Origin of the sequence: Blautia sp. AF34-10, assembly GCF_003477865.1 — a bacterium.
GTDB classification, from domain to species: Bacteria; Bacillota; Clostridia; order Lachnospirales; family Lachnospiraceae; genus Fusicatenibacter; species Fusicatenibacter saccharivorans.
This window is the reverse complement of the sequence record NZ_QUED01000002.1, coordinates 100,850-126,433: the sequence shown is the minus strand read 5'-3', so window position 1 is coordinate 126,433 and position 25,584 is coordinate 100,850. Positions and strand designations below refer to the sequence as shown.

Sequence of the window (25,584 nt, the reverse complement as noted above, 5' to 3'; positions counted from 1 at the left end):
CTCCTCACTTTTCTTGTTTCCACTCTTACACGCCTTCCGCACCGCCGACGATCTCCGTGATCTCCTGCGTAATGCTTGCCTGACGGGCACGGTTGTAATACAGATTGAGCTGTTCAATCATCTCCTCTGCATTTCCCGTTGCCGCCTCCATTGCGGTACGGCGTGCCGCAAGCTCACTTGCCACACTCTCACAGATACCGCCGTAGATCAGGCCGCCTAAGTATTCCGGCACAATCGCTTCAAATACCTCGACACCGTTTGGCTCATACAGGATCAGATTCCGGATTTTTTTCGCTTCCGGATCCTCTCCGTCCTCTTTTGCAATGTCAATCAGAGGCAGGATCGGCACGGAAACCGGCATCTGCGACAGCATCGACACGAATTTTGTGTAACAAAGCTCCACATGTCCGAAGGTCCCTTTCCGGAACTCACGGCACAGTGCGCGCGCGATCTCAAAGCTGTCTGCCACAGAAAGATTTGCGATCTCGGCAAAGCTGTCCGTCAGGATTTCCAGCTTCCGGGATTTTGCATACTCCACTGCCTTTTTGCCGACCGGAACCACACAGATCTCTTTTCCTTTGGCATCTGCCTCAAAGCATCGGAACAGATTCGCGTTGTATCCGCCCGCAAGGCCGCGGTCTCCGGCAACCAGCACGTAGCAGCATTTCTCGTTTTTTGCCTCTTTTGCATAAATGGAATAAAATTCCGTGTTTCCTTTTGCAATATCCTGCAAAGTGCGGTACAGCTCCTGAAAATACGGACGGCAGGTATCAGCCCGCTCCTTCGCTTTTCGCAGCTTGGAGGACGCTACAAGTTCCATCGCCTTGGTAATCTGCATCGTGCTTTCGACACTTTTGATCCGCAGCTTTACGGCTTTCATGTTTGCAGCCATAGGCTCCTCCTTCTTTCCTTATTTTGCAGGTCTTGTATTGATAAAGTTTTCGGTGTACGATTCGAGCGCACTTTTCAGCTTCTCTTCGGTATCTGCCTCGAGTTTTCCGGTTGCGGAAATCTCCTGCATCACGGCAGCACCCTCGGCATCGGTATCAAGCCAGGTATACAGTCCGTCCTCATAGGCGCGGACATCCTCAGCTGCAACCTTTGACAGAATTCCTTTCGTTACCGCATAAAGAATGGCCACCTGTTTTTCTACCGGAACCGGTGCATTCTGGTTCTGTTTTAATACTTCCACGATACGCACACCCTGCTCCAGACGCGCCTTTGTATCGGCATCCAGATCGGATCCGAACTGTGCAAAACTTGCCAGCTCGCGGTACTGGGAATAGATCAGTTTCAGAGTTCCGGCTACCTTCTTCATCGCCTTAATCTGCGCATTTCCACCGACACGGGATACGGATACGCCAGGGTTTACCGCCGGCATAACGCCCGAGTGGAACAGCTCTGTCTCAAGGAAAATCTGTCCGTCTGTGATGGAGATGACGTTCGTCGGAATATAGGCGGAAATATCGCCTGCCTGGGTCTCAATGATCGGCAGGGCCGTCATGGATCCGCCGCCGTGTTCATCGTCCAGCTTTGCGGCACGCTCCAGAAGTCTGGAATGGAGATAGAAAACATCTCCCGGATAAGCCTCACGTCCCGGTGGACGGCGGATCAGCAATGAGAGTGCACGGTATGCAACCGCGTGCTTACTTAAGTCATCATAAATGATCAGCACATCTTTTCCCTGATACATAAAGTACTCGCCCATGGCACAGCCGGAATACGGTACGATATACTGCAGCGGGCTCGCTTCGGATGCCGTCGCTGCCACGACGATGGTGTACGCCATTGCGCCGTTCTTCTCAAGATTTTCTACTAAGGACGCTACTGTCGAACGTTTCTGTCCGATGGCAACGTAGATACAGATCACATCCTTGCCTTTCTGGTTCAGAATGGTATCGGTTGCGATCGTTGTCTTTCCGGTCTGACGGTCTCCGATGATCAGCTCTCGCTGACCTCTTCCAATCGGAACCATGGAATCGATCGCTTTAATACCGGTCTGCAGCGGCTGATTAACACCTTTTCTCTCACAGATGCCCGGTGCCGGGCTTTCAATCGGACGGTACTCTGCTGCCGTAATCGGGCCTGCGCCGTCGATTGGCTGGCCGAGCGCGTTGACAACGCGTCCGATCATACCTTCTCCGACCGGAACCGAAACGACCTTTCCCGTTCTTTTTACAAGCTGTCCCTCGCTGATGTTCTCGCCGGAACCGAATAAAACGACAGATACGCTGTTTTCCTCGAGGTTCTGTGCCATTCCATAGCTTCCATCCTCAAACTCCAGCAGCTCGCCTGCCATACAGTTCGAAAGACCGCTGGCTCTCGCGATTCCGTCTCCGACCATCAGAACGGTGCCTGTCTCATCCTGCCGGATCGCATTTTCATAATATTTGATCTGGCTGCGGATGACCTTGGATATTTCTTCTGGTTTCAGTTGCATGTTTTCCTCCTACACCACTGTATCGCTGATTCTTCTGGAAAGCTCGGCCAAACGTCCCTTTACGGTTCCGTCAAACAGCTTTCCGTCGAGCTCCACGCGGACACCCGCCAGAACGGACGGATCGGTTTTCAGTTCCATCACGACCGTTTTTCCGCTCATTGTTTCCAGTTTTTTCTTCAGAAGCTCTTCCTGTTCCTTCGACAGGGATGCTGCGCTCGTCACAACTGCCTCAGCAATATTGTGGGCTGCGTAGTATCTGCGCTGGAATGCTTCCTGCATCCGCCGAATTCACGGAGAAGATTTTTTTCACACAGCAGTTTGATAAAATTGACCAAATACGGTTCCGCCTGGCTGCCAAATGCCGCGTCGATCAGCCCGATCCGCTCTTTTCGCGGCATCGAAGGCTCCGATAAAAGGCGCGGATACTCCGGGTTTTCCCGGAACAGAGCTCGGATCTCCTTCATCTCGGAAAGGATTTCCTCTTCGAGATGCTCCTCTGCGGCCAGCTCATACAGGCTCCCACCGTATACTCTGGCAGTTTCTGTCATGATGCTTCACCTACATTCGATATAAATTCATCTATCAGCTTCTCATGGTCTTTTTCATTAATCTCACGTTCAATGACCTTTCCGGCAATATCCATGGCAATGCCGCCGATCTCGCCTTTGACTTCATTGACCGCTTTCTTTTTCTCCTGGGCAATCTCTTTTTCTGCCTTGTTTTTCAGGGCAGCTGCCTGTTCGGAAGCCTCTTTTACGATTTTCTCGCTCTGCAGCGTCGCTGTCTTTCTGGCGCTTTCGAGAATCTCGTTGGCCTTTGCCTTGGCCTCCTGCATATTCTGCTCATATTCCTCTTTGATGGCGTTGGCTTCTTTTTTTGCCGCCTCTGCGTCTGTGATCTCCGCATCGGCTGCCGCACGCCGTTTTTCCAGCATCTCATTGATCGGTTTGAAAAGGAACCGTTTGATCAGATACATCTGGATGAAGAGGTTGCAGATCTGTGCGATAAAAGTCCAGGGGACAATTCCTACCAGTTCCTGAACCTGCATAGTTTCTTTCCTCCTAGCAATCATTTACTCCTTGCAACTATTTCAGGAAGTTCATGAACATTCCCGGTGCTACGAAGATCAGAAGCAGGCCGGTTACGAAACCGTAAATACCTGTGGTCTCTGCGATCGCACAGCCAAGAAGCATCGTACTTGTTACATCACCTTTGCATTCCGGCTGACGTCCGATTGCCTCAAGTGCCTTTGCTACGGCGTTACCTTCACCGATACCAGGTCCGATACCTGCGATCAGGGAGCATCCTGCGCCGATTGCGCATCCTGCGAGAGCGATACCTTTTGCTAAAATCTGAAAATCCATCTTGTTTTCCTCCTGTATTTTCTTTTTGTAAACCTCATTTTTTAATCTCTTTAGCCTTCTTCTGCTGCATTCGCAATGTACATGACAGTCAGCATACAGAAAATAAAGGCCTGCATCACGCCGGAGAACCAGTCAAAATAGACCGACAGAACAGCCGGGACACCGACGTCCAGAATCGGGATCTGTGAAAGGGTTCTTCCGAGCACGCCGGGAAGCAGTCCCAGCAGCTTTCCGCTTGCCAGTGCCAGCGATCCGTAGATCAGGGCATTGATCACAACGCCGGAAAGGATGTTTCCAAAGTGACGGCACGCCATACTGATCGGCGTTGCGAGCTCCGACAAAACGTTAAACGGTGTCATAACCGCAATCGGAGTCGTAAAGCCTTTCAGATATCCGCCAAAACCATTCGTTTTGATCTTCTGTGTTGTGATCATAATAAAGACCACAACAGCCCAGGCCGCCTCGGTGGAAAGATCCGCTGTCGGACTTCGAAGTCCGATCAGGCTGATCAGGTTTGAGACAACGCTGGTCGCGAAAAGCGCCGACACAAAAGGAATCAGATACCGGAATTTTTCTCCCATGTTGCCGATGACGAATTTATTTGCGGTCTCCACAATCATTTCTGCCACCGCCTGGCGTTTGGAGATGTTCCGTATCTTCAAATCTCTTGTGAGCCAGATGCAAAGTCCGGTAATGAGTGCCATTACAATCCAGCTTACCACCAGCGTTTCGCTGATCTGAATTTTCCCGAACAGCGGAAAATCGATCGGGATCGTAAAAAAGACTTTTGCACCGGAGATATCAACCTCCATTCTCTTTTCTCACCTCCTCTGTATGAGATAAAATAAAAAATTTGAACCTTTTGTCAAAGCGGATCTTCACAATCCGCTTCGCTGCTTGCTCATAACCGAATCGCTGCTTCGCTGTTTCGGTTTAAAAACGCCGTCCCGTCTTTGCGGCTTTCGCCAAAAATCAGGTTCAGCGCTTTATGCTGTTTTTTATGCCCTTCAGCTTGATGGCCGTTCCCGGAATTAAAAGCGGCAGGATTCCTGCGGCAAACTGGAAGCATGGAAGCACAATCGCCAGAATTGCCCAGAGCATCTGCATCAGGTTTCTCTGCGAATAGCTTGCCTGCATCCGCCGTTTTGCTCCCGCCTCGTCTGTCTCGGACACTGCTTTTTGTACTGCCATGCCCATCAGGAAAAAGTTCAGCACCGCAACGGCACCGCCTCCGATTCCCCCGAGGATCACCCGATAGTCAAATGGGATTTTTTCCGGCCAGATCAGGTGCAGGATCAGAAACCCGACCCACATCACAACCACGCCGACAACAGTATAGATGGCAACATTTTTCGTCTCCTTTTTTACGGCCGGCTGGACCTTGTCTCCGAAATTGCTCATATCGCCTTGTTTCCTTTCTAAGGGATTTTCCCCTTAAAATCAGTCTGAAATCTTTTCTCTGCCACTTGATCTTCGTCAACTGTGAAAACTTTTTCAGACACGTTCTAAATATGTCGGTTGAAAGACACCCGCTTTTTCTTCTTTTTTCCGTCCGGCTCCGTCTCGATGCGTTTCTGATGCCGCAGAACGCTCTGCCCGAATTTCCAGGCTGTCACGGCACCGCCTCCGATCCCAAAGAAAAAGCCGATCAGATAAATCCATATTCCAACCGAAAAGCGGTCGCAAAGCCACCAGCAAAGTGCCAGACAAAGAAAAAGAGGCGTCACAAGGGACAGTCCGAATTGTGTCAACATTGTGAGATTGGTAATCATCCCCGTCCACTTCTTCATATCCTGTCCCTTTCTGCCGCCTCTTTTTTGTCAGACTTTCGGGTCTGCGTTCTGTCTTCCATTTTTGTAACCGCTTAGTCAGATTGTACCATAAACGTTTTCATAAGACAAATGAATTTGTATATTTTCCAAATTATTTGTTTTTATTTATATTCTTTTCATAATAATTGGAACAATTTTCTCATTTTGTCCCATTGCAAAATTGCAGCGTTCACCTCGCTTCTTATTTTTTGAAAAAAACTGCGGTTTTATTCCACACATACTGCCGTTTTTTCTTTCCAACCGGAAAGCTGATAGCTTACCTCATAGTGTCCCGGCTCCAGCAGGTATCTACCGTTTTCTTCTGATCCGAGCACTTCTGCAACCGCTTCTTTTTCACTTTTGGCAACCATTGGAAGTACGGCCTCTGCGGTACAGTCGAACGGAACATCCATGGTGATGGTCACGTGCTCTTTGTCGGAAAGCTCCCAGCGAATGCTGTACATTCCCGATGCAGAATCATATTTTGCCTCTGCATACCTCAAATCCCAGTTCAGCGTCGGTGCAAACTGTACGGTCCTGACACCCGGATGGGATTCCATCGTGTTGATGCCGGCAACGTGACGGAACATCCATTCCTGGATGGAGCCGTAAGCATAATGGTTCATACTGTTCATACTGATGCCGGAAATCGTACCGTCCGCAAGAAGGGAATTCCAGCGTTCCCAGACGGTAGTTGCACCAAGCTTAACCTCATAAAGCCAACCCGGAAATTCCTCGTTCAGCAGCAGTTCGTAGGCAAGATCATTCATGCCGTTGTCGGTGAGCACATTGTTCAGCAATGGTGTTCCGACAAATCCCGTCTTCAGTTTGTGGTTACTCTGCTCAAACAGCTTCAGAAGCTGCCGTTTTGTCAGCTCTTCGTTCTTTGACAGATGGTATTTCAGCGTCAGCAGCAGCGCCGTCTGTGTTTTGATGCAGCAGCGGCCTGTTGCGCTGTAATATTCTTCCTGTACCACAGCAAACTGCTCCTCGGACAGCTTCTGATACTTCTCCTGCTCCTCGCGGTATCCCAGCACACCGGCCGCTTTTCCCACGATTCCTGCGCTGATCGCATAATACAGGTTTGCAATAAACTCCTCGTCCGTTGCACCCATGACCTGCTCAGCGCCCTGCACCGGATTGTCAAGCGCCAGCCAGTCGCCAAAGTGGAATACATATCTCCAGCCATGGTTGTCCCCATCCACTTTCGTGATGTAGTCCACCCACGATTTCATGCTCACAAACTGATCTTCCAGAATGCTCTTGTCCCCATAAAACAGATATAGATTCCACGGAATGATACACGCCGCATCGCCCCAGACACACGCTGCATCCTCGATGCCGCACGATGGCACCACATGCGGCACCTTTCCGCCGAGCACGCTCTGCTCTTTTGCCATGTCGTACAGGTATTTTGCATAAAATGCATACGTATCTTCGAGATACATCGCCGTCGGCGAGAATACCTGCGCATCTCCCGTCCATCCCATACGCTCGTCACGCTGCGGGCAGTCGGTTGGAACATCTACAAAATTGCACTTTAAGCCCCAGCGCACATTGCTGATGAGCTGATTGACCAAATCACTTCCTGTTTTCATCCAGCCTGTCGCTGTGATGTTGCTGTAATAAGAAAGACCCGTGAAATCCTCTTTTTTCAGATCCGGAATGCCTTCGATCTTCACGTAACGGTAGCCGTAGAACGTAAAATGCGGCACAAGATCCATTTCGGTTCCATCGGAAATATAGATGTATTCGGATTTTGCACTCCGCAGATTGTCATTGTAGAAATTGCCGCGCTGCAAAATCTCACCTGTCTGAACATGAACTTTGGTTCCTGCCGGCACGTTGACATGCAGCTTGAAAATTCCCGTAAACTCCTGCCCCATATCGAAGACCAGCTCGCCGGCCGGAGTATGAAGCAGTTCTTTAGGTTCAAACGTCTCATGAATCGTCACCGGAAGGCTCATGCGTTCCGTCAGTTCTCCTTTTGGTGCCTCACAAAAAACCGCCTTCTCCAATGGCAGTTCCGACAGCGTGTCGTCCCGGTGCTCACCGTCGTAAAGATTCGAGAATGCAATTTTACTGCGCCGCACCTGCCACGATTCATCCGTGCCAATCACCTCTTCCGAACCGTCCGCATACGTCAGATGCAGCTCCGCAATCAGCTTCCACTCATTGCCGTAAAATCCCTTGTCCTCAAACGCACTGAATCCAAACCGCGCCTTGTACCAGCCGTTTCCAAGCAGCACACGGAGCATTCCCTGTTTTGAAACCTCCTCTGTCACATCATACGTCTGATACTGTACCCATTCATTGTAATCATTGCTGTACGGCGTCAGGTACTCATCCCCGACACGCTTCTCATCCACATACACCTCATACAGTCCAAGTCCGCAGACATACAGCCTGGCCTTCGCTACCTCTTTTGCCGGAACAATTTCTTTTTCAAAATATGGATGACGGTTCTCCTTACTGTCACAGGAAATCCATTTTCCTGTCCATGCTTCATTCCGTTTTCCGGTCTCAAAAAACTGTACTTCACTCACCGCCGTCTCCCCGGCATCACTGCCCGCTTCCACGTTCCAGTAATACCGCGTTCTCGGCTCCAGATCCAGCTTCACCGGATAGAAAAGACTGCTCGCCTTATCATCCTCTCCGGAATCAAACAGCAGATGCTCCATCGCTGCATCCGATGCTACACGGATTCTCGCATAGCTCTGTTTTTTTCCTTCCGCGTCTTTCACTTTCCAGGAAAAGACCGTTCTCTCCATTCGGAACCCCATTGGATTTTCCAGATGATTCACCTGTGCGTGATAAATTTTCATTTCAATATCCTCCTCCATCTTATTTTTGAAAATTCCCCCATTTTTTCTCATTTTATCATGATCCCTTTCGAGAAAAAAGGTTCTGTTTTGCAGGAAAAAACATCTTTATTTGCACCATTTCCTGCCCACCAGACATCTCCCCGGATTGCCAGAAAGTATGGGACATTTTCCCTTTTTCGGGCTACACCGAAACTAATAAGAGCCTGTGCTTTCCTTTCCTCTCCGCCGCAGTGCGATCCTGCCCGGAGGGCTTTTTACTTTTCGGGAAAATTCAACGAAGTTTCCTGTAAAGTAAAAAAATGCCGGATTCTTTGAACCGCCCCAAGAAATCAGATTTTTTAGATCTAACTTTTTAGGACGGTTCATCCGACATTTTTCCGGAATTTTCCGGCTCTATCTTCAGTTTCTATCTTCAGTTCAGCAATTCATCCGCCAGCGTTCTCTTCGGCACATAGTGCACATCGTTCTCATCCCGGTAATAATTCGTATTCCCATCCTCCGGCACATCCACCAGATGAATCTCCTCCGCCGGTTTTCCAAACGCCACAATCAAAAGCGGCCGGATCTCCTCAGGCAGTCCAAGCACTTCCATTACCTCGCCCGCCTGAAAATTCCCGATCATACAGCCGCCAAGCCCCTGCTCCACAGCCGCAAGCAGCATCGTCTGCGCCACAATCCCGACATCCTTCTGATACCGGTTCAGATTCTCATCAATCCTCTTATCCTGGCAGATCACAACAAAACCCGTCGACCGTTTTCCCGGATGCGGCAAAACCATCTCCGGCAGCGCCCGCGCCCACTTTGTCAGTCCCTGCACCTTCTCCACTTCTTCCGGCTCCCACGCCAGAAAATACTTCAACGGCTGCTTATTCACACTCGAAGGACAAAGCCGCGCGCAATCCACAAACCCTTCCAACGTCTCCCGCGAAATCCGCACCGACTCATCAAAACCACGATAACTCCTGTTCTTCAACACCAGATCCCTTAACATGTCCCATATCCTCCTGTCTCAAATTTACTTTCTACCACCCACTCTACCACACCTCCCCACCCCCCGCAATCACCTTTTTCATTTTCCCTCTTGACATACTTTGATATTCAAAGTATTATATATCTAGTTTTAAAAACCACATGCTAAAGTATTTTACATCACATATTTATTCTATTTATTCGTCACCAATAACCAGATCCAATGGCTGCCGCCGCGCCGTGGATGTTCCTCCAGGTGAGCGCATTTGCAGGAGGCCCGCAAACTCTTAGGCTATGGGATTTTGTGTTGCTTTCAAAAACGGCACTGTCTGAGCGCAGCGAGTTTGCCGTTTTCGAAAGCGCTTTTAGCAAAACTAGAGAAACACGCTTTGCGAGTTTCTCTAGTTATCGCGGCAGTCGCCAAGGTCTCGTGCGAGCACGGACTTTGGCTCGTTGCTCGCGTAAATTTCAGAGCCTTAGAGTTTCCCGGCCTCCGAAACCGCGCCCATCTGGAGGAACATCCACGGCGCGGCGGCAGCCACTGGATCGTCCGTTTATCAAAAAAGGAGAATTTATATGCTGCCAGAATTAAAAATAGGAAATTTAGTTGCCAAATACCCCATCATCCAAGGCGGAATGGGCGTCGGCATCAGCCTCTCATCCCTCGCCGGTGCCGTTGCCAAAGCCGGCGGAATCGGCGTCATCTCCGCTGCCAGCCCGGCTGGCGCGATCCGGAATTCGCGCGTGATCCCTTAAGCGCCAATCTCCGCGCCCTCGCCTTCCACATCCGCCGCGCCAAAGAAATTTCAAACGGCGGCATCATCGGCGTCAATATCATGTGCGCCCTGACCCACTACGAGGAATACGTCCGCTGCTGCATCGAAAACGGAGCCGATCTCATCATCTCCGGGGCCGGTCTCCCGACCGATCTGCCAAAATACACAAAGGGAAGCTCCATCAAGCTCGCCCCTATCGTTTCCCCTCCCCGGACTGCCAAGGTTCTTCTGAAGCTTTGGGACAATCACTATCACCGCGTTCCTGATCTCGTTGTCATCGAAGGTCCTGCAGCCGGAGGCCATCTCGGCTACTCCGCCGAAACCGTGGAAGAAACAGCACGGCGCGGCTACGATGACGAAATCCGGGAAATTCTGCAGATTGTACATGGCTACGAAGAAAAATATGCCTGTACCATCCCCGTCGTCTTTGCCGGAGGCGTCTACACCCATGAGGATATCCTTCACTATCTGTCGCTTGGCTGCGCAGGCGTCCAGATGGCTACCCGTTTCGTTGTCACGGAAGAATGCGATGCCGATCCCCGCTACAAACAGGCATACCTGAATGCAAAAAAAGAAGATATCACGATCATGCACAGTCCGGTCGGCATGCCGGGCCGCGCAATCCGCAATCCGTTTCTGACGGAACGCGAACAGGAACGGGAAAAAATCTCACACTGCTACCAGTGCCTCAAAAAATGCGACAAAGCCTCCATTCCCTACTGTATTACCACTGCCCTGACCCGCGCTGCCGATGGCGATACCGACAACGCTCTCCTTTTCTGCGGAGAAAATGCATGGCGTCTCGATCACATGACCACCGTGCCGGAGCTGATGGCGGAACTGGCCGGGGAATCCCTGCCGGACAGCAAAAAATAAAAAATTTAGTAGTGACTTTCCTTCCCAATAATGTTACAATCTTCTTTATGGTGTCAGCATAAAAAATCTTCAAGAACTGACCATAAACCCAAAATTTTTGTAACACACAAAAGGAAGGAACTCTATGAACAAACACAACAAATCCCGCAGCTCGTTTTCCGGCAAAATCGGTTACGTGCTGGCTGCAGCAGGCGCTTCCGTCGGACTTGGAAATATCTGGCGTTTTCCCTACCTCGCAGCAAAATACGGCGGAGGAATTTTCCTCCTCATTTATATCCTGCTGGCGCTCACCTTCGGCTACTCCATGATCGTTGCCGAGTCCGCCATCGGACGCATGACACGAAAAAGCCCGGTCGGCGCTTTCCAGTCGTTCGGCAAATCGAAATGGCTTTCCGCCGGGGGCTGGATCAACGCCATTATCCCGATTCTGATCGTTCCATACTACTCTGTCATCGGAGGATGGGTCATCAAATATCTGATCGAATACGTGAAGGGCAACAGTACCCTGCTCGCAGAGGACGGCTATTTTTCCGGCTTCATCTCAAACGGAGTTTCCACAGAGCTCTGTTTTGCCGTTTTCTGCCTTATTACGGTCGCCATCATCTACGCCGGTGTGCGAAACGGCATTGAACGCGTTTCCAAGGTGATGATGCCGATTCTGATCGTCCTTTCCGTTATCATTGCCGTTTATTCCGTAACAAGACCGGGCGCACTGGCAGGCGTGAAGTATTTCCTTGTTCCGAACCTCAAAAACTTTTCATGGATGTCCGTTGTTGCCGCCATGGGACAGATGTTCTACTCCCTCTCGATTGCGATGGGTATTCTGATCACCTTTGGCTCCTACATGAAAAAAGACACCTCGATCGAGGATTCCACACGCAACGTCGAAATCTTTGACACTGCCATTGCGATCATGGCAGGCCTGATGATCATTCCTGCCGTCTTTGCCTTCTCCGGCGGAAATCCGGATACCCTGCAGGCAGGACCTTCCCTGATGTTTATCACCATCCCGAAGGTATTCGCCAATATGGGCTTTGGCACTGTGATCGGTATTCTGTTTTTCCTTCTGGTGCTGTTTGCCGCACTGACCAGCTCCATCGCACTGACAGAAAGCGCCGTTTCCACATTTGAGGATGAGCTCGGCTGGGGCCGTAAAAAATCGACCGTTCTGATCGGCGTTATCATGATTGCGCTCGGAACGCTCTCCTGCCTTGGCTACGGACCGCTTTCCTCCGTCACCATTCTTGGCATGCAGTTCCTGGATTTCTTCGACTTCCTGACGAACTCCGTGATGATGCCAATTGCTGCCATTGCCACCTGTCTTCTCGTTTCGAGAGTCATCGGTGTGGCAAAAATCGAGGAAGAAATCATCCACGGTGAGAGCCGCTTCCGCAGAAAGAAAATCTTTCTTGTCATGATCCAGTATCTCTGCCCGGTGTTTGCACTGATCATTCTGTTCAGTTCCGTGGCAAATGCATTCGGCTGGATCACCATGTAATGAATCTGTAAACGATGAAAAAAGATTGTTTTCGAAACACGATCACGATTTCGAAAACAATCTTTTTTTATCCAAATCTGTCACACCAGCATCAGGAATCCGTCAGCAGCAGAATATCTTCCTCCTTCAGATACAGCTCCTTTGGAATCCCCATTTCCGAGCTCCAGTCTGTTTTTGCGATATTCCACTGCAGCCAGCTGCATTCGGCATTCTTCCGGAACGAAATGTTCCATTCAAACGGATCTTCCCAGATTTCGGATTCGTTGACCGGAAATACATTTTCCTCACCCGGCCTTTCTACTGTGGCCAGAAAATGTGCCCGGATGCCGACTGCGCGGATATCGTCTGCAATTTCCCGCTCCTTTACGTGCAGCGTTACGCCCCAGTCCACGGCCCGCAGCGTGTGCGCATCCACCCGCTCGGCCGCCGAAATGTTCTTGCAGCCCGACAAAATTGCCGCTGTGCGCGTCTTCGGATTCTGGAAAAATTCCTTCAGCGGTTCCATGACTTCCATCTTTCCCCGGTTCATACAGCTGACCGTATCGCAGAGGCGGTACACCTCATCGCGGTTGTGTGATACGAAGATGACCGGTTTTCCGGCCTCCTTCAGATGTTTGTACATCTCCTGCTCCAACTGCCATTTCAGGTAGGTATCGAGCGCTGAAAACGGCTCGTCGAGCAGAATCAGTTCCGGCTCTGCTGCGAGCATCCGTGCCATCGCGACGCGCTGTTTCTGTCCGCCGGAAAGCTGTCCCGGGATCTTTTTCTCCAGCCCTTCCAGCTGAAACTGGCGGATCAACGATTCCGTCCGGCTCCGGTCCGGCCGTTTTCCCATGCCTGCCTCAATATTCTGCACAACATTCATATGCGGAAACAGGGCGTAATCCTGGAACATATAACCGACTTTCCGCTTCTGCGGCGGCAGATTGATTTTTTTCTCCGAATCAAACAGCACCTTGCCGTCAAGGACAATCCGCCCTTCATCCGGCTTTTCGATTCCGGCGATGCACTTTAAGGTCATGCTTTTTCCACAGCCCGACGCGCCGAGAATCGCAAAAATCTCCCGCTCCGCCCGGAACTGCATATGCATAAAAAATCCGTCCAGCTTTTTCGTAATATCTACTTCAAGCGCCATTCTTTATCCTCTACCACTGTTTCTGATTTTTCTTTCTCCGGTTGCCCAGAAGGTTCATCGCTGTCATCGTAAGGAATCCGACGAGCAGTACGACAACAGACCAAAAACCCGCCGTTTTATAATCCCCGTCCTGAATCACCATTGCGATTTTCTGGGAAACGGTACCCGTCTTTCCCGGAATATTTCCGGCCAGCATCGACGTCGCACCGTACTCACCGAGCGCCCTTGCAAATGCCAGTACCGTACCGGAGAGCACGCCGGGACCTGCCGATGGGATGACCACTTTCCAGAAAATCTTCCACTCCGACATACCAAGCGTCCGCGCCGCATAGATCAGGTTCGTATCCACCTGCTCAAATGCCGCTCTCGTATTGCGGTACATCAGCGGAAACGCGATAATCGTTGCCGCCAGAATACAGCCAAGCCATGTCTGTACTGCCTTGATACTGAAATTCTCATACAGTGCAGCACCAAACGGACGGCGGAGGCTGAAAATCAGAAGCAGGAAAAAGCCTGCAACGGTCGGCGGCAGAATCATCGGAAGCGTCAGAAAGCCGTCAATTACGGCACGCGCGCCGGGACGCAGCTTCATCACCGCACGCGCGGCAAAAATACCAAAGAAAAAGGACAGAATCGTCGCCACAATACCGGTCTTGATCGAAATGACAAGCGGGCTCCAGTCCAGTGACTGTAAAAAATCCAGTATTTCCTGCATAACATTTCCTTTCTATCCACGGCAGCCCTGCATACCTGCATCACGCATCCTGCCCGGATTTTCTCTGATGCAAAACCACCGTCCGTAGAAACGAAATCTTTCTTTTTCGGACGGTGATTCCAAATCCCTGCTGTTTTTTGTGGGATCTTCTTTTTATTCTACCTCTGTATCAAAGTAATAATTCCGGAAGATGGCGGCTGCCTCATCAGAAGTCAGAAACTCTACAAAGTCTTTCGCTGCTGCCTGCTCGGTCTCATCTGCCTCTTTGTTGACAACCTGTGCGGCAGGGTAAATGACATTTCCGGTCAGATCATACGGAACCACCTGCAGAACCTTCAGACGGTCCTCCAGACCGTATGTATCAGAATAGTAGACCGTACCAACCTCGTTGGAACCTTCTGCCACTGCTGATGTAACGGCACCGACATTTGCACATTCATTGATCTCCACACCGCCAAGTGCCTCAGAAACCTGCTTGGTTGTGATTGCTGATACATCGTCTGCTTTTTCCAGGATGCCAGCCTTTACCAGAGCCTCTCTTGTATATTTTCCAACCGGAACGGAGCCGTCTGCCAGTGCGATGCTGGATGCTTTGTTCAGATCTTCCAATCCGGTAACCTGTGTATTGCTTCCCTCATAGGTCACAACGCAGACCTGATTGTTGACAATGTTGTGACGGGTTCCTTCTACCAGAAGCTCTTCGCCTTCCAGCTGATCCATCTGTTTTGCTGCAGCAGAGAAGAATACGTCACAGGATGCGCCCTCTTCGATCTGTGTCATCAGGGTTCCTGAACTGTCATAGCTTCCAACCAGTTTGACGTTCGGCTGGGTCCTATTGTACTCGCTGATCAGCGTCTCCATTACGGAGTTCAGGCTCTTTGCGGCAAATACGGTGACAGTGGTATCGTCAAATACTTCGCCGTCTGCTGTGCTCTCGGTGCTGGATGCGCTCTCTGCTTCCGAAGAAGCGCTGGATGCAGATGTGCTCTCTACCTTGGAGCTGCTCTTACTGGAAGAATCTGTGGAATTGGAAAATCCGCATGCGGCAAGAGAAAGTGCCATAGCTGCCATCAGAAGAATGGATACGGTTTTCGTTTTCATGATAATTGACTCCTCATTTTGTATATTTACGTATGAAGCGCCGGATGTGCACCTTTTCGTTTTCCGGTTTTTGCTGACCGGATCTGAATGAGCTGTGCGGCAATGCTGATTGCAATCTCCGCCGGCGTCTCGCTTCCGATCTCGATTCCGATCGGGGCATAGACACTGTCGAGCTGTTCTCCGGTAAAACCCTGCGCTTCCAGTTTTTCGCGCACATACTTTGTCTTTCTGCGGCTTCCCACCACACCGATGTACGACGCGCCGGTGCGAAGCGCAAACGCCTCGGCATCCGCATCGCACCGGTGGCCGCGTGTCACAATCACGAGATAATCATTTTTCCGGATCGAAAGAATCTCGTCCAGTTTCGTAAAATCCACCAGCATGGTCTGCCCGGCGTCCGGGAACAATGCTTTGTCCACATATTCCTCCCGGTCATCGAGTACGATACAGCAGAAATCCAGATGATGCAGCACCGGAACGAGTTCCTGGGCCAGATGGCCGCCGCCGAACAGATAAACCTTTCCGTCGTAGCAGAATTCCTCGGCGTAATACGTTTTCCCGTCCAGTTCCAGAATCCGGCAGTGGCCCGCTTTTTCCTGTGCCGCCGGAAGCATTTCCCACGCTTCTTTTTCCAGCACGCGGATACCGGTTCCGTCCAGCGCAAAAAAAATCCAGTAACTGCGGTACTGCTCCTGCGCCGCAAGTGCCTGCGCCAGACTTTCTGCTTCGCCGTGCGCTCCATTCATAAAATAGAAGCACACCTTCACTCTGCCGCCGCAGACCATGCCAAGCCCCTTCCCCTCTCCGGTTCCGAGATCGTATTCTCTGTATTCACTTTTCTTCTCCTGCACCAGCTCCTGCGCATGCAGAACCGCCTGATATTCCAGGTTTCCGCCGCCGATAGTTCCGAAAATCCGTCCTTCCCGGCCGACCAGCATATAGGCGCCCGTCGTGCGCGGAATGGAGCCGTCCCCTTCGGTGATAAAGGCAAGAACCGTGTCCTGTCCCTCTTCCAGCTGTGCAAGCAGTTTCCGGTAAAGTTCGTCCATGTTTCCTCTCCTTGTGTCTGATCTCTGGTCTACTTTTCCGTCACCAGTTCGATGGTGTCACCCTTTTGAATCGTGCCGCCGCGCAGCACCACCGCGAAAACGCCCTCCCGCGGCATGATGCATTCACCCATGCGTTTGAAAATCTCGCAGTGGCTGTGGCACTCCTTTCCGATCTGCGTCATCTCAAGCAGCGCATCCCCGCAGGAAAACCGCGTGCCGACCGGCAGATTCCGGAAATCATATCCTTCCACGATCAGGTTTTCCCCGAAGGCGCCGAGCGGAATATCCGCCCCTTTTGCACGGAAGGCTTCTATTTTTTCATACGACAAAAGGCTCACCTGGCGGTGCCAGTGCCCGGCGTGTGCATCGCCCTCGATGCCCCAGTCTTCCACCAGCTTCGCCGTTTCCACCTCGTGCTTTGCCGTTCCCCGTTTTTCACTGATACAGATTCCTATGATTTTTCCCATTTCTTTTGTTTCCTCTTCTTTTCGAACCGCCGTCATTTCATCCGCCGATACCGGACATCAGGTGGTGCTCTGTCATATCCTTCGGCCGCTCAAAGCAGTGTTCCATCGGCTTTTTTAAGATTGCCTGTGCCATCACATCCCGCAGATCCGCCGCCGTTCCGTTCTGCAGAACCTCCCGCAGATCCACGCCGTTCTCATAGCAGAGACAGAGCTTTAAAAAGCCGCGGCTTGTCAGCCGTATGCGGTTGCAGCTTCCGCAGAACTTTCCGTGGATCGCGCTGATAAAGCCGACGGGCATCGACAGCTTTTCGTACCGCACATAAGCCGCAGGACCATTTCCTTCTTTTTCCCGGTCCGGCGTGCACGCTCCGTACCACTGTTCCAGCTCTGTTTTCAGCGCCTCATTCGACGGACCCACGTACGATTTTCCGGCGCCCACCGGCATCACCTCGATGAACCGCACCGGGACTTTTTCCTGCTCTGCAAATTCAATCAGTTCCTGCGCATGCAGTTCTTTTCGATGCACCGCATTCAGCTTCACTAAAAGACCCGCCTCTTTGGCCGCGCAGATGCCCTGCTTTACCTGCTCCAGAGCATCGCGTCCGGTAAGCGCCGCAAACTCTGCCGCATCCACGGTATCCAGGCTCACATTCACACTGTCACAGCCGGCCGCCTTCAGATCCCTCGCACACGATGCCAGGCGCACGCCATTCGTCGTGATCCCAACGGATGCGGTGCCCGGCACTGCTTTTATTTTCTGCACCAGCTCCACGCACTCTTTTCTTACCAGCGGTTCCCCTCCGGTAATCCGGTAATGCGTGATGCCAAGCCCAGCCGCGGCGTGCACAATCTTCAGCATCTCTTCGACGGTAAGCGGTGGATTCTGTTCCGCCTGCTCCAGTGCACAGCCCGCCGCACTCTCCGGCATACAGTACCGGCATCTCAAATTGCACGCGTCCGTGATGGAAATCCGCAGGTAATCTATCGTTCTGTCATACTGATCCTTCATCGTTTATCTGCCTTTTCCAAAACCGCAGTTCGGGAAGGTGCAGACCTTGCAGTTCAGGCAGAGACCGCCCTCGCCAAGACCGGCCAGCTCCTCCGCTGTCACCTCATCATCTGCAATGAGGCGCGGCAGGACAAGATCGAAAATCGTCCGTTTCGAATACATGACGCATCCCGGCAGGCCGACGATCGGTGTTCCGTTTTCGGCATACGCCAGAAGGAACATGGCTCCCGGCAGCACCGGCGCGCCGTAGGAAACGATGCGTGCTCCGGTATTTTTGATCGCCAGCGGCGTCTTGTCGTCCGGATCCACACTCATTCCTCCGGTGCAGAAGACAAGATCGGCACCCGCTTCCATCGCGCGGCGGCATCCGTCTGTGATCTTCGATGCATCATCATCGTAAACCTCATGAAAGATCATCTCCGCGCCGAATTCTGCCAGCTTTTCCTGGATAACCGGTGTGAAGGTGTCCTCGATCCGATGGTAATACACTTCATTTCCCGTTGTCAGAACCGCAAATTTTTTCTTGTGGAACGGCTTTAAGGTCAGGATCGGCCCGTAGGAACAGACTGCCTGTGCCGTCTCCATCTTCTCTTTTTTGATGACGAGCGGAATAATTCTCGTTCCCGCCAGTTTGTCGCCTTTTTTCACGTATGTATCACCGTGGCGCGTCGCAATCATCATCTCGCCGAGGCTGTTTACTTTTTTCAGCTTCTCGCGGTCCACTTTCAAAAGGCCGTCGCAGTCCGCGATCAGTTCAATTTTTCCTTCTTTGACATCGGACGGATGCATGTGATCGTTTTTACACATATCGTAAAGAATCTGTGCCGCCTCATTTTCATGCAGCATTGTATCGTCCTTTTCCCAGATGTAAATGTTGTCCTTTCCGACACTTAACAGCACCGGGATATCTTCTTCTGTAATGATGTGGCCTTTGCGGAATACCGCATCTTTTGTCACACCTTTGATAATCTGTGTAATATCGTGGCAGAGCACCTGGCCTACCGCGTCTTCTGTTTTCATCAGTTTCATCTGAAACGCCTCACTTTTTCTATTTGAATCTATTCCAGTTCCCCGCAGATCACTTCCAGCACGCTTCCGGCGATGCACCGCGCCTTATCGGAAATCGTGAAGCAGTTCTGCAGTTCTTCTTTCCGCGGATCGATGTCCGCAATCTTAAATCCCTTCGTCACCGGATAGCCGTCGCGGATCAGCCCGCGCAGCAGACCGGAGAGAGATGCTTCCACAGGTACCGTCCCGTTTTCTGTCTCAATCTCTGCAATCACAGCCCTGGCTTCCACAATGTCTCCGATCGAAGCCACATTCCGCAGAATACCTTCCGCCTGTGCATGCATCACACGCTCTTTTCCGTACCCGCCGATGATGCCCGGAATGCCAGTGTTCGGAACCGCGCTTCCGCTTCGGATCACGCGTCCAAGATTATGACCGCGCTTCGTCTCAATTACAACATCCACATCTTCTCCTGCCGTAAAGCCCGGTCCGAGGGCAATCACAAGCGGCGCCATCTCTTTTGTCGTCCCGAGATTTTTCTTCGCCAGAATCGCATCGACCACGACGGCCGGGCGAAGTGCTGCAATGCTTAGTCCCGCCGGATCCACGAGCACCGGAACACCATCTTTCTTCCAGATCCGCTCCATTTCCTGTTCCAGAAGTTCTTTTCGGTTCTTTTTCTCTGCGAGATCCACGTCCATGCGCACGGCTTCCACGTCCTCTACCCTGGCGCTGCCGGCATATACCGCTTCGCTCAAAGCCACCTGCCGCCGGATCGCCGCCGGGTGCTCTGCTTCCAGAACCAGCAGACGAAAGCCCGCTTTTTTCAGACGATGGATCGTACCGGTTGCAAGATCTCCTGCTCCCCGTACCACGATCAGATCTTTCTTTTTCATCTTCGCTGTCTTCCTTCTTTCGTTTCAGCAGCCGCCGTTTTCTTCCGTCTTCCGCGGTCTGCCTCGTTATTCTCGTGCGAGAATAACGCTTTTTCCATTAATAAAAATACAGGAAAGGACCCGTTTTGTCAACGTGTCCCCGTAAAAAATGTTATTTTTCTTCTGTTCCAAACCACTTCTGAAACGACGCATCGGCGCCTGCGCGGACTTCTTGTTCAAACTTCCGGTACCGCTTCAGGAATTCTTTTCCCTCCGGGGTCAGTACCGTCTGGCCGCCGTTGCTGCCGCCCCGGTTGCCCTGTACCAGCGGGATGCCGAGATCCTCCTCGGCGCGCTTTAAGATTTTCCATCCCTTCGAGTACGCCATCTGCATGCATTTGCAGCCCTTCAAAAGGGAGCCGGTTGCTTCCACATGCTCCATCAGCTCCGCCACACCGGGACCGAAGGCATGATCCGTCCGGCTGACGCGCAGCCGCATGTCGTACCGCAGCTTCTGTCGTAATGTTTCTTCTTTTTCTTCCATTTCCACCTCACACCTCTACAACAGCACACGGTACTCCGCCTCATAGGCAAGTCCCGCCGTCTGAAGTGCCGCAAGGATTTCTTTTCCCTCTTCCGGCGCTGCTTTCCAGGAAAGGCCGCAGCCCGCCGTAATTTCCCGCGGAACGGGGATCATCCTTCCCGGCAGGCCGTGCGCTCTCGCATACTGCTCCATCTGCATCGCCTGCGTTGTCCCCGCAAACGTCAGAATCCAGGTTTCTTTTCGCTGTCTCATATCGTTTCTTCCTTTTTCCAGCTTCTTTTGTATCCCAGATGCCGGCTGCCGCCTCTCTCACTGCTGCATTTCTTCTTCGGCAAACTCCCGCAGAGCCTGCGCGGCAATCCGGACTTCTTCTTCCGTCAGTACATGGGAAAAGCTGAACCTCACGGCTCCCTGCTCCCGTGTCCCGAGTGCTTCGTGCATCAGCGGCGCGCAGTGTGCCCCGCTTCGGACTGCAATACCATAGTTCTCATACAGCCAGTCGCTGACATATCCCGAATCATAGGAGCCGATGTTTAATGCCGCCGTTGGTACCCGCTGCTGCAGATCGTCTGTTCCATATAAAGTAAGTCCCGGGATTCCCTGAATTTCCTCCAGAAAGAGATGCATCAGCTCCCTCTCTCTTTTGTAAATCATTTCAATCCCCGTCTTCTCCAGATATTCCAGCGCTCCCAGAAGTCCCGCAATTCCGTGGACATTTAAAGTTCCCGCTTCCAGATGCTCCGGCATCGCCGCAGGCTGTTCTTTTTCATAGCTTCGGATTCCACTTCCGCCCATTTTGAGCGGCCGGATCGAAAGTTCGGGACGAACGTAGATTCCGCCGGTTCCCTGCGGCCCTAATAGTCCCTTGTGGCCGGAAAAACAGAGCACGTCGATCCCGCTTTTCTGTACATCAATCGGCAGAATCCCCGCTGTCTGCGCCGCATCGACGATCAGACGCAGGGAATGGCGTTCCGCAATTTCGCACACCCGCGCAAGATCCGTGATATTTCCGGTCAGGTTGGAGGCATGCGTGACGACAAACGCTTTCGTGTTTTTCCGCACTGCCGCTTCCATCTGATCATAATCGATCCTTCCAGATACATCCGCCGGAATCACGGAAAGCTCCAGTCCCTGTTTTTCCAGTGCATACAGCGGGCGCAGAACGGAATTATGCTCGCAGACTGTCGTGATCACATGATCCCCCGGCCCGAAGAGTCCGAAAATTGCCGTGTTCAGTGCCTCCGTATCGTTGCACGTAAATGCAATCCGCTCCGGACTCTCCGCGTGAAACAACTCTGCCAGCCGCATTCTCGTCTCAAAGACGATGCGGCCCGCATCCAGTGTCGCATCGTGTGCACCGCGGTCTGCATTTCCACAGCCGTGCAGTGCCTGGATCATACGCTCCTCTGCTTCTTTTGGATGCCACAGCGACGTTGCCGCCGAATCGAGGTAAATCATGGCTTAATCACGCGGTCTGCGCTGCTCATGCGCTCCACGATGTCATACATGTTGGTCACACTGCCGACCTGCAGCTTTTCGGTGATGCCGTAGAAGTTCAGGCATGTTCCACAGGTCAGAATTTCAACGCCGCGCGCTGCCAGATCTTTCAGATCCTCCAGGGACTCGGAACCCTCGCAGGTCAACTTTGCACCGCCGTTGTAGAACAGAATCGTATCCGGCAGCTCATCCTGCTGGGTCAGTGCATAAAGGAAGCTCTTCATCAGAATTTTACCCAGCTCCTCGGCTCCTTCGCCATATGGTCTGCAGAAAGAACGACGAGTTTTGTTTTCTTTGCCGCCGGTACGAGGCATACGGTTTTCTCTTCTGTTTCAGCCGGCTCTGTTTCTGATACGGTGAACTCCACATGATACTCTTTTTCTTTCTTCTCTTTTACCAGAAAGCCATATCCTTTCTGCTGCGCCATTTTTCCAGGTTCTGCACGGCGATTTCATTATCCACCAGAACCTCCACTTTTCCGCTTCCCGCAAGTTCTGCAATCGCATTTTTTGCCTTTACCAGCGGTACCGGGCACACATCACCCATTGCGTTTACTGTCTTTTTCTCCATCTCTGCCATTTTTCATCCTCCCTGCCTTACCATTTCCTGCTCTGTGTCACATAAATTTCGGTTCCTGCCGGCTCTGTGATTTTTCCAACGATTGCTGCCGGAATCCCCTGCTCCAGCAGTTTTCTCTGCACTTTTTCTGCATCCACGGCATCCACGGCCATCAGAAGCCCTCCCGATGTCTGCGGGTCAAACAGCACCTCCTGCATGCCGAACGGTATATCCTTAAAGGTCACATGCTGCTCCAGATGATTCCGGTTCCGCTGGCCTGCCGCAGTGATCAGAAACTCCTCCGCCGCTTCCACAGCCCCCTGGAACACCGGAATCTGATCCGCCCAGATATGGCAGGACACGCCCGACTCCATCATCTCATGCAGATGTCCTAGGAAACTAAAGCCCGTTACATCGGTACAGGCATGAATGTTATACTTCCGTGCCGTCTCCGAGGCGTACTTATTCAGCGTCATCATCGATTCCACTGCCTTTTGAAATCCCCCCGGGTTTTCCTCCCCGACGCGGTGCGCCGCACAGAGAATGCCGGTTCCGAGCGGTTTCGTCAGAATGAGCAGATCACCCACGCGGCCCGTATTGTTCTGCCAGATCCGGTCCGGATGCACGGTTCCCGTGACAGAAAGGCCGTATTTTACACTGTCATCCGCAATCGAATGACCGCCGGAGAGCGATCCGCCCGCCTCCTGCACCTTTTCCGCGCCGCCGCGCATGATTTCTCCGAGGACATTCAGATCCATCTGTTCCGGAAAGCAGACGATATTCAGGCTGTCCGCACCTCTCCGCCCATCGCATAGATGTCGCTTAAGGCATTCGCCGCCGCAATTTTTCCAAACGTGTACGGATCCTCCACCACCGGCGGAAAGAAATCCAGCGTCTGGACCATCGCAAGGTCGTCCGTCAGCCGGTAGACAGATGCATCGTCTTTGCTGTCATAGCCCACCAGCAGATTCGGATCCTTTTCCCCTTTCGGCAGCTTCTCCAAAATATGTTCGAGCACGCCTGCCCCGAGCTTTGCCGTACAGCCGCCGCTCTTACAGAAAATAATTTTTTCTTCTTCCATCGTTACCTGTTCCCTCTTTTTTCAGCTTCTTCCGCACTCTCCGTCCGTTCCGCGCAGAAGTCCCAACGCATGCGGCAGGGTATCAAGTACAAATCCAAGACTCTCTTCCACCGCCTTCGGGCTTCCCGGCAGATTGATAATCAGCGTCCGATGACGGATTGCACTCACTGCCCGGCTCAGCATCGCCCGTTTTGTGATCGCCATGCTGCCCGCGCGGATCGCCTCCGCAATACCGGGTGCCACACGGCCGGATACCGCCAGAGTTGCCTCCGGTGTCACATCCCGCATGGAAAATCCCGTACCGCCTGTCGTGAGGACAAGATCGCACTGCTCCAGATCGGCAAGCCGGATCAGTTCCTCCTCGATCATCGCCCGCTCATCCGGCAGAAGGCGCATCGAAACGACCTCATACTGCTCCGCCGGAAGCAGCTCTTTGATCTTTGGGCCGCTCTTATCCTCGCGCTCGCCCTGATAGCCTTTGTCACTTAACGTTACAATTCCCACCCGGAAAACCGGGAAATCTTTCTTTTCTGCCATGCTTTATTTTTCCTCTTTCTGATAGATATAATGACCGCTCTTTCCGCCGTCCTTTTCCAGAATGTGGATATCACGAATCACCATGCCGCGGTCCATCGCCTTGCACATATCGTAGATCGTGAGCAGCGCTGTGGAAACACCAGTCAGCGCCTCCATCTCCACGCCGGTCTTTCCGACACATGATGTGGTGCACACGGCCGTAATAGAATTTGTATTCTCGTCCGTGGTAAATGTCACTTCGCAGTTCGTCAGCGGCACAATGTGGCACAGCGGAATCAACTCCGCATTCTTCTTCGCCCCCATGATGCCTGCCAGCCGTGCAACGCCGAGCACATCGCCTTTTTTCGCCGTATGGTCCCGCACGGCTGCAAATACCTCCGGGCTTACCTGTATGGTTCCCGTCGCCGATGCTGCCCGGTACGTGTCCGGCTTCTCATGGACATCGACCATGACGGCGCTTCCGTCTTTCTTAAAATGGGTAAATTCCGCCATCTGTCTCCTCCGTTCTATTTCCGTTTTATTCTCCGGGTTCCCACTCTTCTTCCGCTTCACGCACGGGAAGCTCTGCTCTCCCATACCAGGGATTCGTGTTCTCACCGCTTTGTCTTCCGTTTCCTGTCGCGCACGTAACCAGAACATGCTCGATCCCCTGCCTGCGCAGCAGCTCCACAAGTTTCTCTGCGGCCGCCCGGTGTTCTTTTTCCTCATACTGGTGCAGTACCGCATAAAACGTTCTGCCTTTCAAATCCTTCTGCTGTCCCTGTTCCGATGCGATCAGCCGTGCCAGATCTTCTTCCGTGATATGGTGTTCCATCGTACAGCCAAGCAGTTCCGCCGCCCGTTCTGCCCGAAAGCAGCCCTTGCCAAGCGGCTGTCCCAGTGCCGAAAGACCTGTCACACCAATCACAAGATCTGAAGAGGAAAGCAGCGCCGGTTCATGTTCCGCCGGTGCCTTGCACGGCAGGTGCCTCGCGCCGTCCGCCTCGATCAGCGTCAGATCGGCCTTTTTGCGTGCCGCTTCAAATAGTTCCGTTTCCGGCATGGAAAGCTTTTCCGTATCCCGGCAGGCACTCCCGATAATCGCTGCGCGGCCTGTGCGAAATTTTCTTTCGACCGCTTCCAGACTCTGGTCATGCCATTCCTTCGGCGGACGGTAAATGTGCGTCGAAGTTGTCACCAGTACCTTCTGATCGTTTTTTACGCAAAAGCCTGCCATCTCGTACAGCAGCGTCGTTTTTCCGCCGCCGCCGATGATAGAAACTACATAGTTCTTTTCCTTTAAAAAGGGGAACGCCGTTCCCATTCCTACCGGCTCCAGCTTCTGTTTTTCTGTTTTCTGCCAGATTCGAAGCATCTCCTCTGCCCCCTTCTGCCGTCTTTCTTTCTCACTCTACCATACTCATTTTGGGCTGTCAAATTTTACTCGCGCCGTAAAAACTTGAAAAAAGA

26 protein-coding genes and 3 pseudogenes are annotated in these 25,584 nt (G+C 52.1%); 2 read left to right on the top strand and 27 right to left on the bottom strand.

The window, feature by feature from the left end; all coding sequences use genetic code 11:
- Window positions 1–25 precede the first annotated feature (25 nt).
- The 11 genes from atpG to DWZ60_RS01860 all read right to left on the bottom strand — a co-directional run bounded on the left by atpG (window position 26) and on the right by DWZ60_RS01860 (window position 9,431).
- Entirely contained in the window at window positions 26–892 is an 867-nt protein-coding gene (gene atpG, locus DWZ60_RS01905) for an ATP synthase F1 subunit gamma (RefSeq protein ID WP_055227962.1), read from the bottom strand.
- 18 nt (window positions 893–910) lie between these two features.
- Window positions 911–2,440, bottom strand: a complete 1,530-nt coding sequence (atpA, locus tag DWZ60_RS01900) for a F0F1 ATP synthase subunit alpha (RefSeq protein WP_055220549.1) — start codon at window positions 2,438–2,440, stop codon at window positions 911–913.
- Between the two features lie 9 nt (window positions 2,441–2,449).
- A complete protein-coding gene (locus tag DWZ60_RS21040) occupies window positions 2,450–2,662 on the bottom strand; it encodes a F0F1 ATP synthase subunit delta (RefSeq protein WP_442857785.1) in 213 nt (70 codons plus the stop codon).
- Window positions 2,659–2,988: a F0F1 ATP synthase subunit delta gene (locus tag DWZ60_RS21035; RefSeq protein ID WP_442857784.1), complete on the bottom strand. Its 330-nt coding sequence runs from the start codon at window positions 2,986–2,988 to the stop codon at window positions 2,659–2,661. Before DWZ60_RS21035 ends, DWZ60_RS21040 begins: the two co-directional genes overlap by 4 nt.
- The gene (gene atpF, locus DWZ60_RS01890; protein WP_022462448.1) at window positions 2,985–3,488 is read right to left on the bottom strand and encodes a F0F1 ATP synthase subunit B; all 504 of its coding nucleotides are present in this window, start codon (window positions 3,486–3,488) and stop codon (window positions 2,985–2,987) included. The genes DWZ60_RS21035 and atpF overlap by 4 nt, the downstream gene beginning before the upstream one ends.
- A gap of 37 nt (window positions 3,489–3,525) precedes the next feature.
- A complete protein-coding gene (gene atpE, locus DWZ60_RS01885; protein ID WP_022462449.1) occupies window positions 3,526–3,804 on the bottom strand; it encodes an ATP synthase F0 subunit C in 279 nt (92 codons plus the stop codon).
- A 50-nt stretch (window positions 3,805–3,854) separates the two neighbouring features.
- The gene (locus DWZ60_RS01880; RefSeq protein ID WP_022462450.1) at window positions 3,855–4,616 is read right to left on the bottom strand and encodes a F0F1 ATP synthase subunit A; all 762 of its coding nucleotides are present in this window, start codon (window positions 4,614–4,616) and stop codon (window positions 3,855–3,857) included.
- Between the two features lie 166 nt (window positions 4,617–4,782).
- Window positions 4,783–5,205 carry a hypothetical protein gene (locus DWZ60_RS01875; protein WP_055227959.1) on the bottom strand — a complete coding sequence of 141 codons (423 nt, stop codon included), beginning with the start codon at window positions 5,203–5,205 and terminating at the stop codon, window positions 4,783–4,785.
- A gap of 104 nt (window positions 5,206–5,309) precedes the next feature.
- The gene (locus DWZ60_RS01870; RefSeq protein ID WP_119221176.1) at window positions 5,310–5,594 is read right to left on the bottom strand and encodes an AtpZ/AtpI family protein; all 285 of its coding nucleotides are present in this window, start codon (window positions 5,592–5,594) and stop codon (window positions 5,310–5,312) included.
- A gap of 248 nt (window positions 5,595–5,842) precedes the next feature.
- Window positions 5,843–8,440 (bottom strand): alpha-L-rhamnosidase, encoded by a 2,598-nt coding sequence (locus DWZ60_RS01865; protein WP_119221198.1) that lies wholly within the window; start codon window positions 8,438–8,440, stop codon window positions 5,843–5,845.
- A gap of 412 nt (window positions 8,441–8,852) precedes the next feature.
- Complete coding sequence (locus DWZ60_RS01860) at window positions 8,853–9,431, bottom strand: nitroreductase family protein (protein WP_119221175.1); 579 nt, start codon at window positions 9,429–9,431, stop codon at window positions 8,853–8,855.
- Between the two features lie 554 nt (window positions 9,432–9,985).
- Here DWZ60_RS01860 and DWZ60_RS01855 point away from each other — a divergent pair.
- Both DWZ60_RS01855 and DWZ60_RS01850 read left to right on the top strand, forming a co-directional pair.
- Window positions 9,986–11,061: pseudogene (locus DWZ60_RS01855) on the top strand (NAD(P)H-dependent flavin oxidoreductase).
- Window positions 11,062–11,185: 124 nt separating this feature from the next.
- Window positions 11,186–12,559: a sodium-dependent transporter gene (locus tag DWZ60_RS01850; protein WP_117760655.1), complete on the top strand. Its 1,374-nt coding sequence runs from the start codon at window positions 11,186–11,188 to the stop codon at window positions 12,557–12,559.
- A 91-nt stretch (window positions 12,560–12,650) separates the two neighbouring features.
- Here the strand turns inward: DWZ60_RS01850 and DWZ60_RS01845 are convergent, their stop codons facing one another.
- From DWZ60_RS01845 to yqeC, 16 genes and pseudogenes are all read right to left on the bottom strand, one after another.
- Window positions 12,651–13,694, bottom strand: coding sequence for a sulfate/molybdate ABC transporter ATP-binding protein (locus tag DWZ60_RS01845; RefSeq protein WP_119221174.1), 1,044 nt, complete (start codon window positions 13,692–13,694; stop codon window positions 12,651–12,653).
- A gap of 10 nt (window positions 13,695–13,704) precedes the next feature.
- Window positions 13,705–14,409: a molybdate ABC transporter permease subunit gene (gene modB / locus DWZ60_RS01840; protein WP_022462458.1), complete on the bottom strand. Its 705-nt coding sequence runs from the start codon at window positions 14,407–14,409 to the stop codon at window positions 13,705–13,707.
- Between the two features lie 153 nt (window positions 14,410–14,562).
- Window positions 14,563–15,510, bottom strand: a complete 948-nt coding sequence (gene modA, locus DWZ60_RS01835; RefSeq protein ID WP_119221173.1) for a molybdate ABC transporter substrate-binding protein — start codon at window positions 15,508–15,510, stop codon at window positions 14,563–14,565.
- A 26-nt stretch (window positions 15,511–15,536) separates the two neighbouring features.
- Window positions 15,537–16,559 carry an XdhC family protein gene (locus DWZ60_RS01830; RefSeq protein ID WP_055266414.1) on the bottom strand — a complete coding sequence of 341 codons (1,023 nt, stop codon included), beginning with the start codon at window positions 16,557–16,559 and terminating at the stop codon, window positions 15,537–15,539.
- Between the two features lie 29 nt (window positions 16,560–16,588).
- Window positions 16,589–17,026 carry an MOSC domain-containing protein gene (locus DWZ60_RS01825; protein WP_022462461.1) on the bottom strand — a complete coding sequence of 146 codons (438 nt, stop codon included), beginning with the start codon at window positions 17,024–17,026 and terminating at the stop codon, window positions 16,589–16,591.
- Between the two features lie 37 nt (window positions 17,027–17,063).
- On the bottom strand, window positions 17,064–18,035 hold the full coding sequence (gene moaA, locus DWZ60_RS01820; RefSeq protein ID WP_119221172.1) for a GTP 3',8-cyclase MoaA: 972 nt from the start codon (window positions 18,033–18,035) through the stop codon (window positions 17,064–17,066).
- Between the two features lie 3 nt (window positions 18,036–18,038).
- Window positions 18,039–19,064, bottom strand: coding sequence for a molybdopterin-binding protein (locus tag DWZ60_RS01815; protein WP_055227949.1), 1,026 nt, complete (start codon window positions 19,062–19,064; stop codon window positions 18,039–18,041).
- 29 nt (window positions 19,065–19,093) lie between these two features.
- Entirely contained in the window at window positions 19,094–19,939 is an 846-nt protein-coding gene (gene yqeB, locus DWZ60_RS01810; RefSeq protein ID WP_117802061.1) for a selenium-dependent molybdenum cofactor biosynthesis protein YqeB, read from the bottom strand.
- Between the two features lie 151 nt (window positions 19,940–20,090).
- Complete coding sequence (locus tag DWZ60_RS01805) at window positions 20,091–20,462, bottom strand: winged helix-turn-helix domain-containing protein (RefSeq protein ID WP_055227948.1); 372 nt, start codon at window positions 20,460–20,462, stop codon at window positions 20,091–20,093.
- 15 nt (window positions 20,463–20,477) lie between these two features.
- Complete coding sequence (locus DWZ60_RS01800) at window positions 20,478–20,714, bottom strand: DUF3343 domain-containing protein (protein ID WP_022462466.1); 237 nt, start codon at window positions 20,712–20,714, stop codon at window positions 20,478–20,480.
- Window positions 20,715–20,771: 57 nt separating this feature from the next.
- Entirely contained in the window at window positions 20,772–21,920 is a 1,149-nt protein-coding gene (locus tag DWZ60_RS01795) for an aminotransferase class V-fold PLP-dependent enzyme (RefSeq protein ID WP_119221171.1), read from the bottom strand.
- Window positions 21,917–22,529 (bottom strand): annotated as a pseudogene (gene yedF, locus DWZ60_RS20570) (sulfurtransferase-like selenium metabolism protein YedF). Before yedF ends, DWZ60_RS01795 begins: the two are co-directional and overlap by 4 nt.
- A 26-nt stretch (window positions 22,530–22,555) precedes the next feature.
- Window positions 22,556–23,598 (bottom strand): annotated as a pseudogene (selD, locus tag DWZ60_RS01780) (selenide, water dikinase SelD).
- Between the two features lie 21 nt (window positions 23,599–23,619).
- Entirely contained in the window at window positions 23,620–24,135 is a 516-nt protein-coding gene (locus DWZ60_RS01775) for a MogA/MoaB family molybdenum cofactor biosynthesis protein (RefSeq protein ID WP_022462470.1), read from the bottom strand.
- Between the two features lie 3 nt (window positions 24,136–24,138).
- Window positions 24,139–24,627: a cyclic pyranopterin monophosphate synthase MoaC gene (gene moaC, locus DWZ60_RS01770; RefSeq protein ID WP_022462471.1), complete on the bottom strand. Its 489-nt coding sequence runs from the start codon at window positions 24,625–24,627 to the stop codon at window positions 24,139–24,141.
- Window positions 24,628–24,652: 25 nt separating this feature from the next.
- On the bottom strand, window positions 24,653–25,489 hold the full coding sequence (gene yqeC / locus DWZ60_RS01765) for a selenium cofactor biosynthesis protein YqeC (protein WP_119221170.1): 837 nt from the start codon (window positions 25,487–25,489) through the stop codon (window positions 24,653–24,655).
- Between the last annotated feature and the right edge of the window lie 95 nt (window positions 25,490–25,584).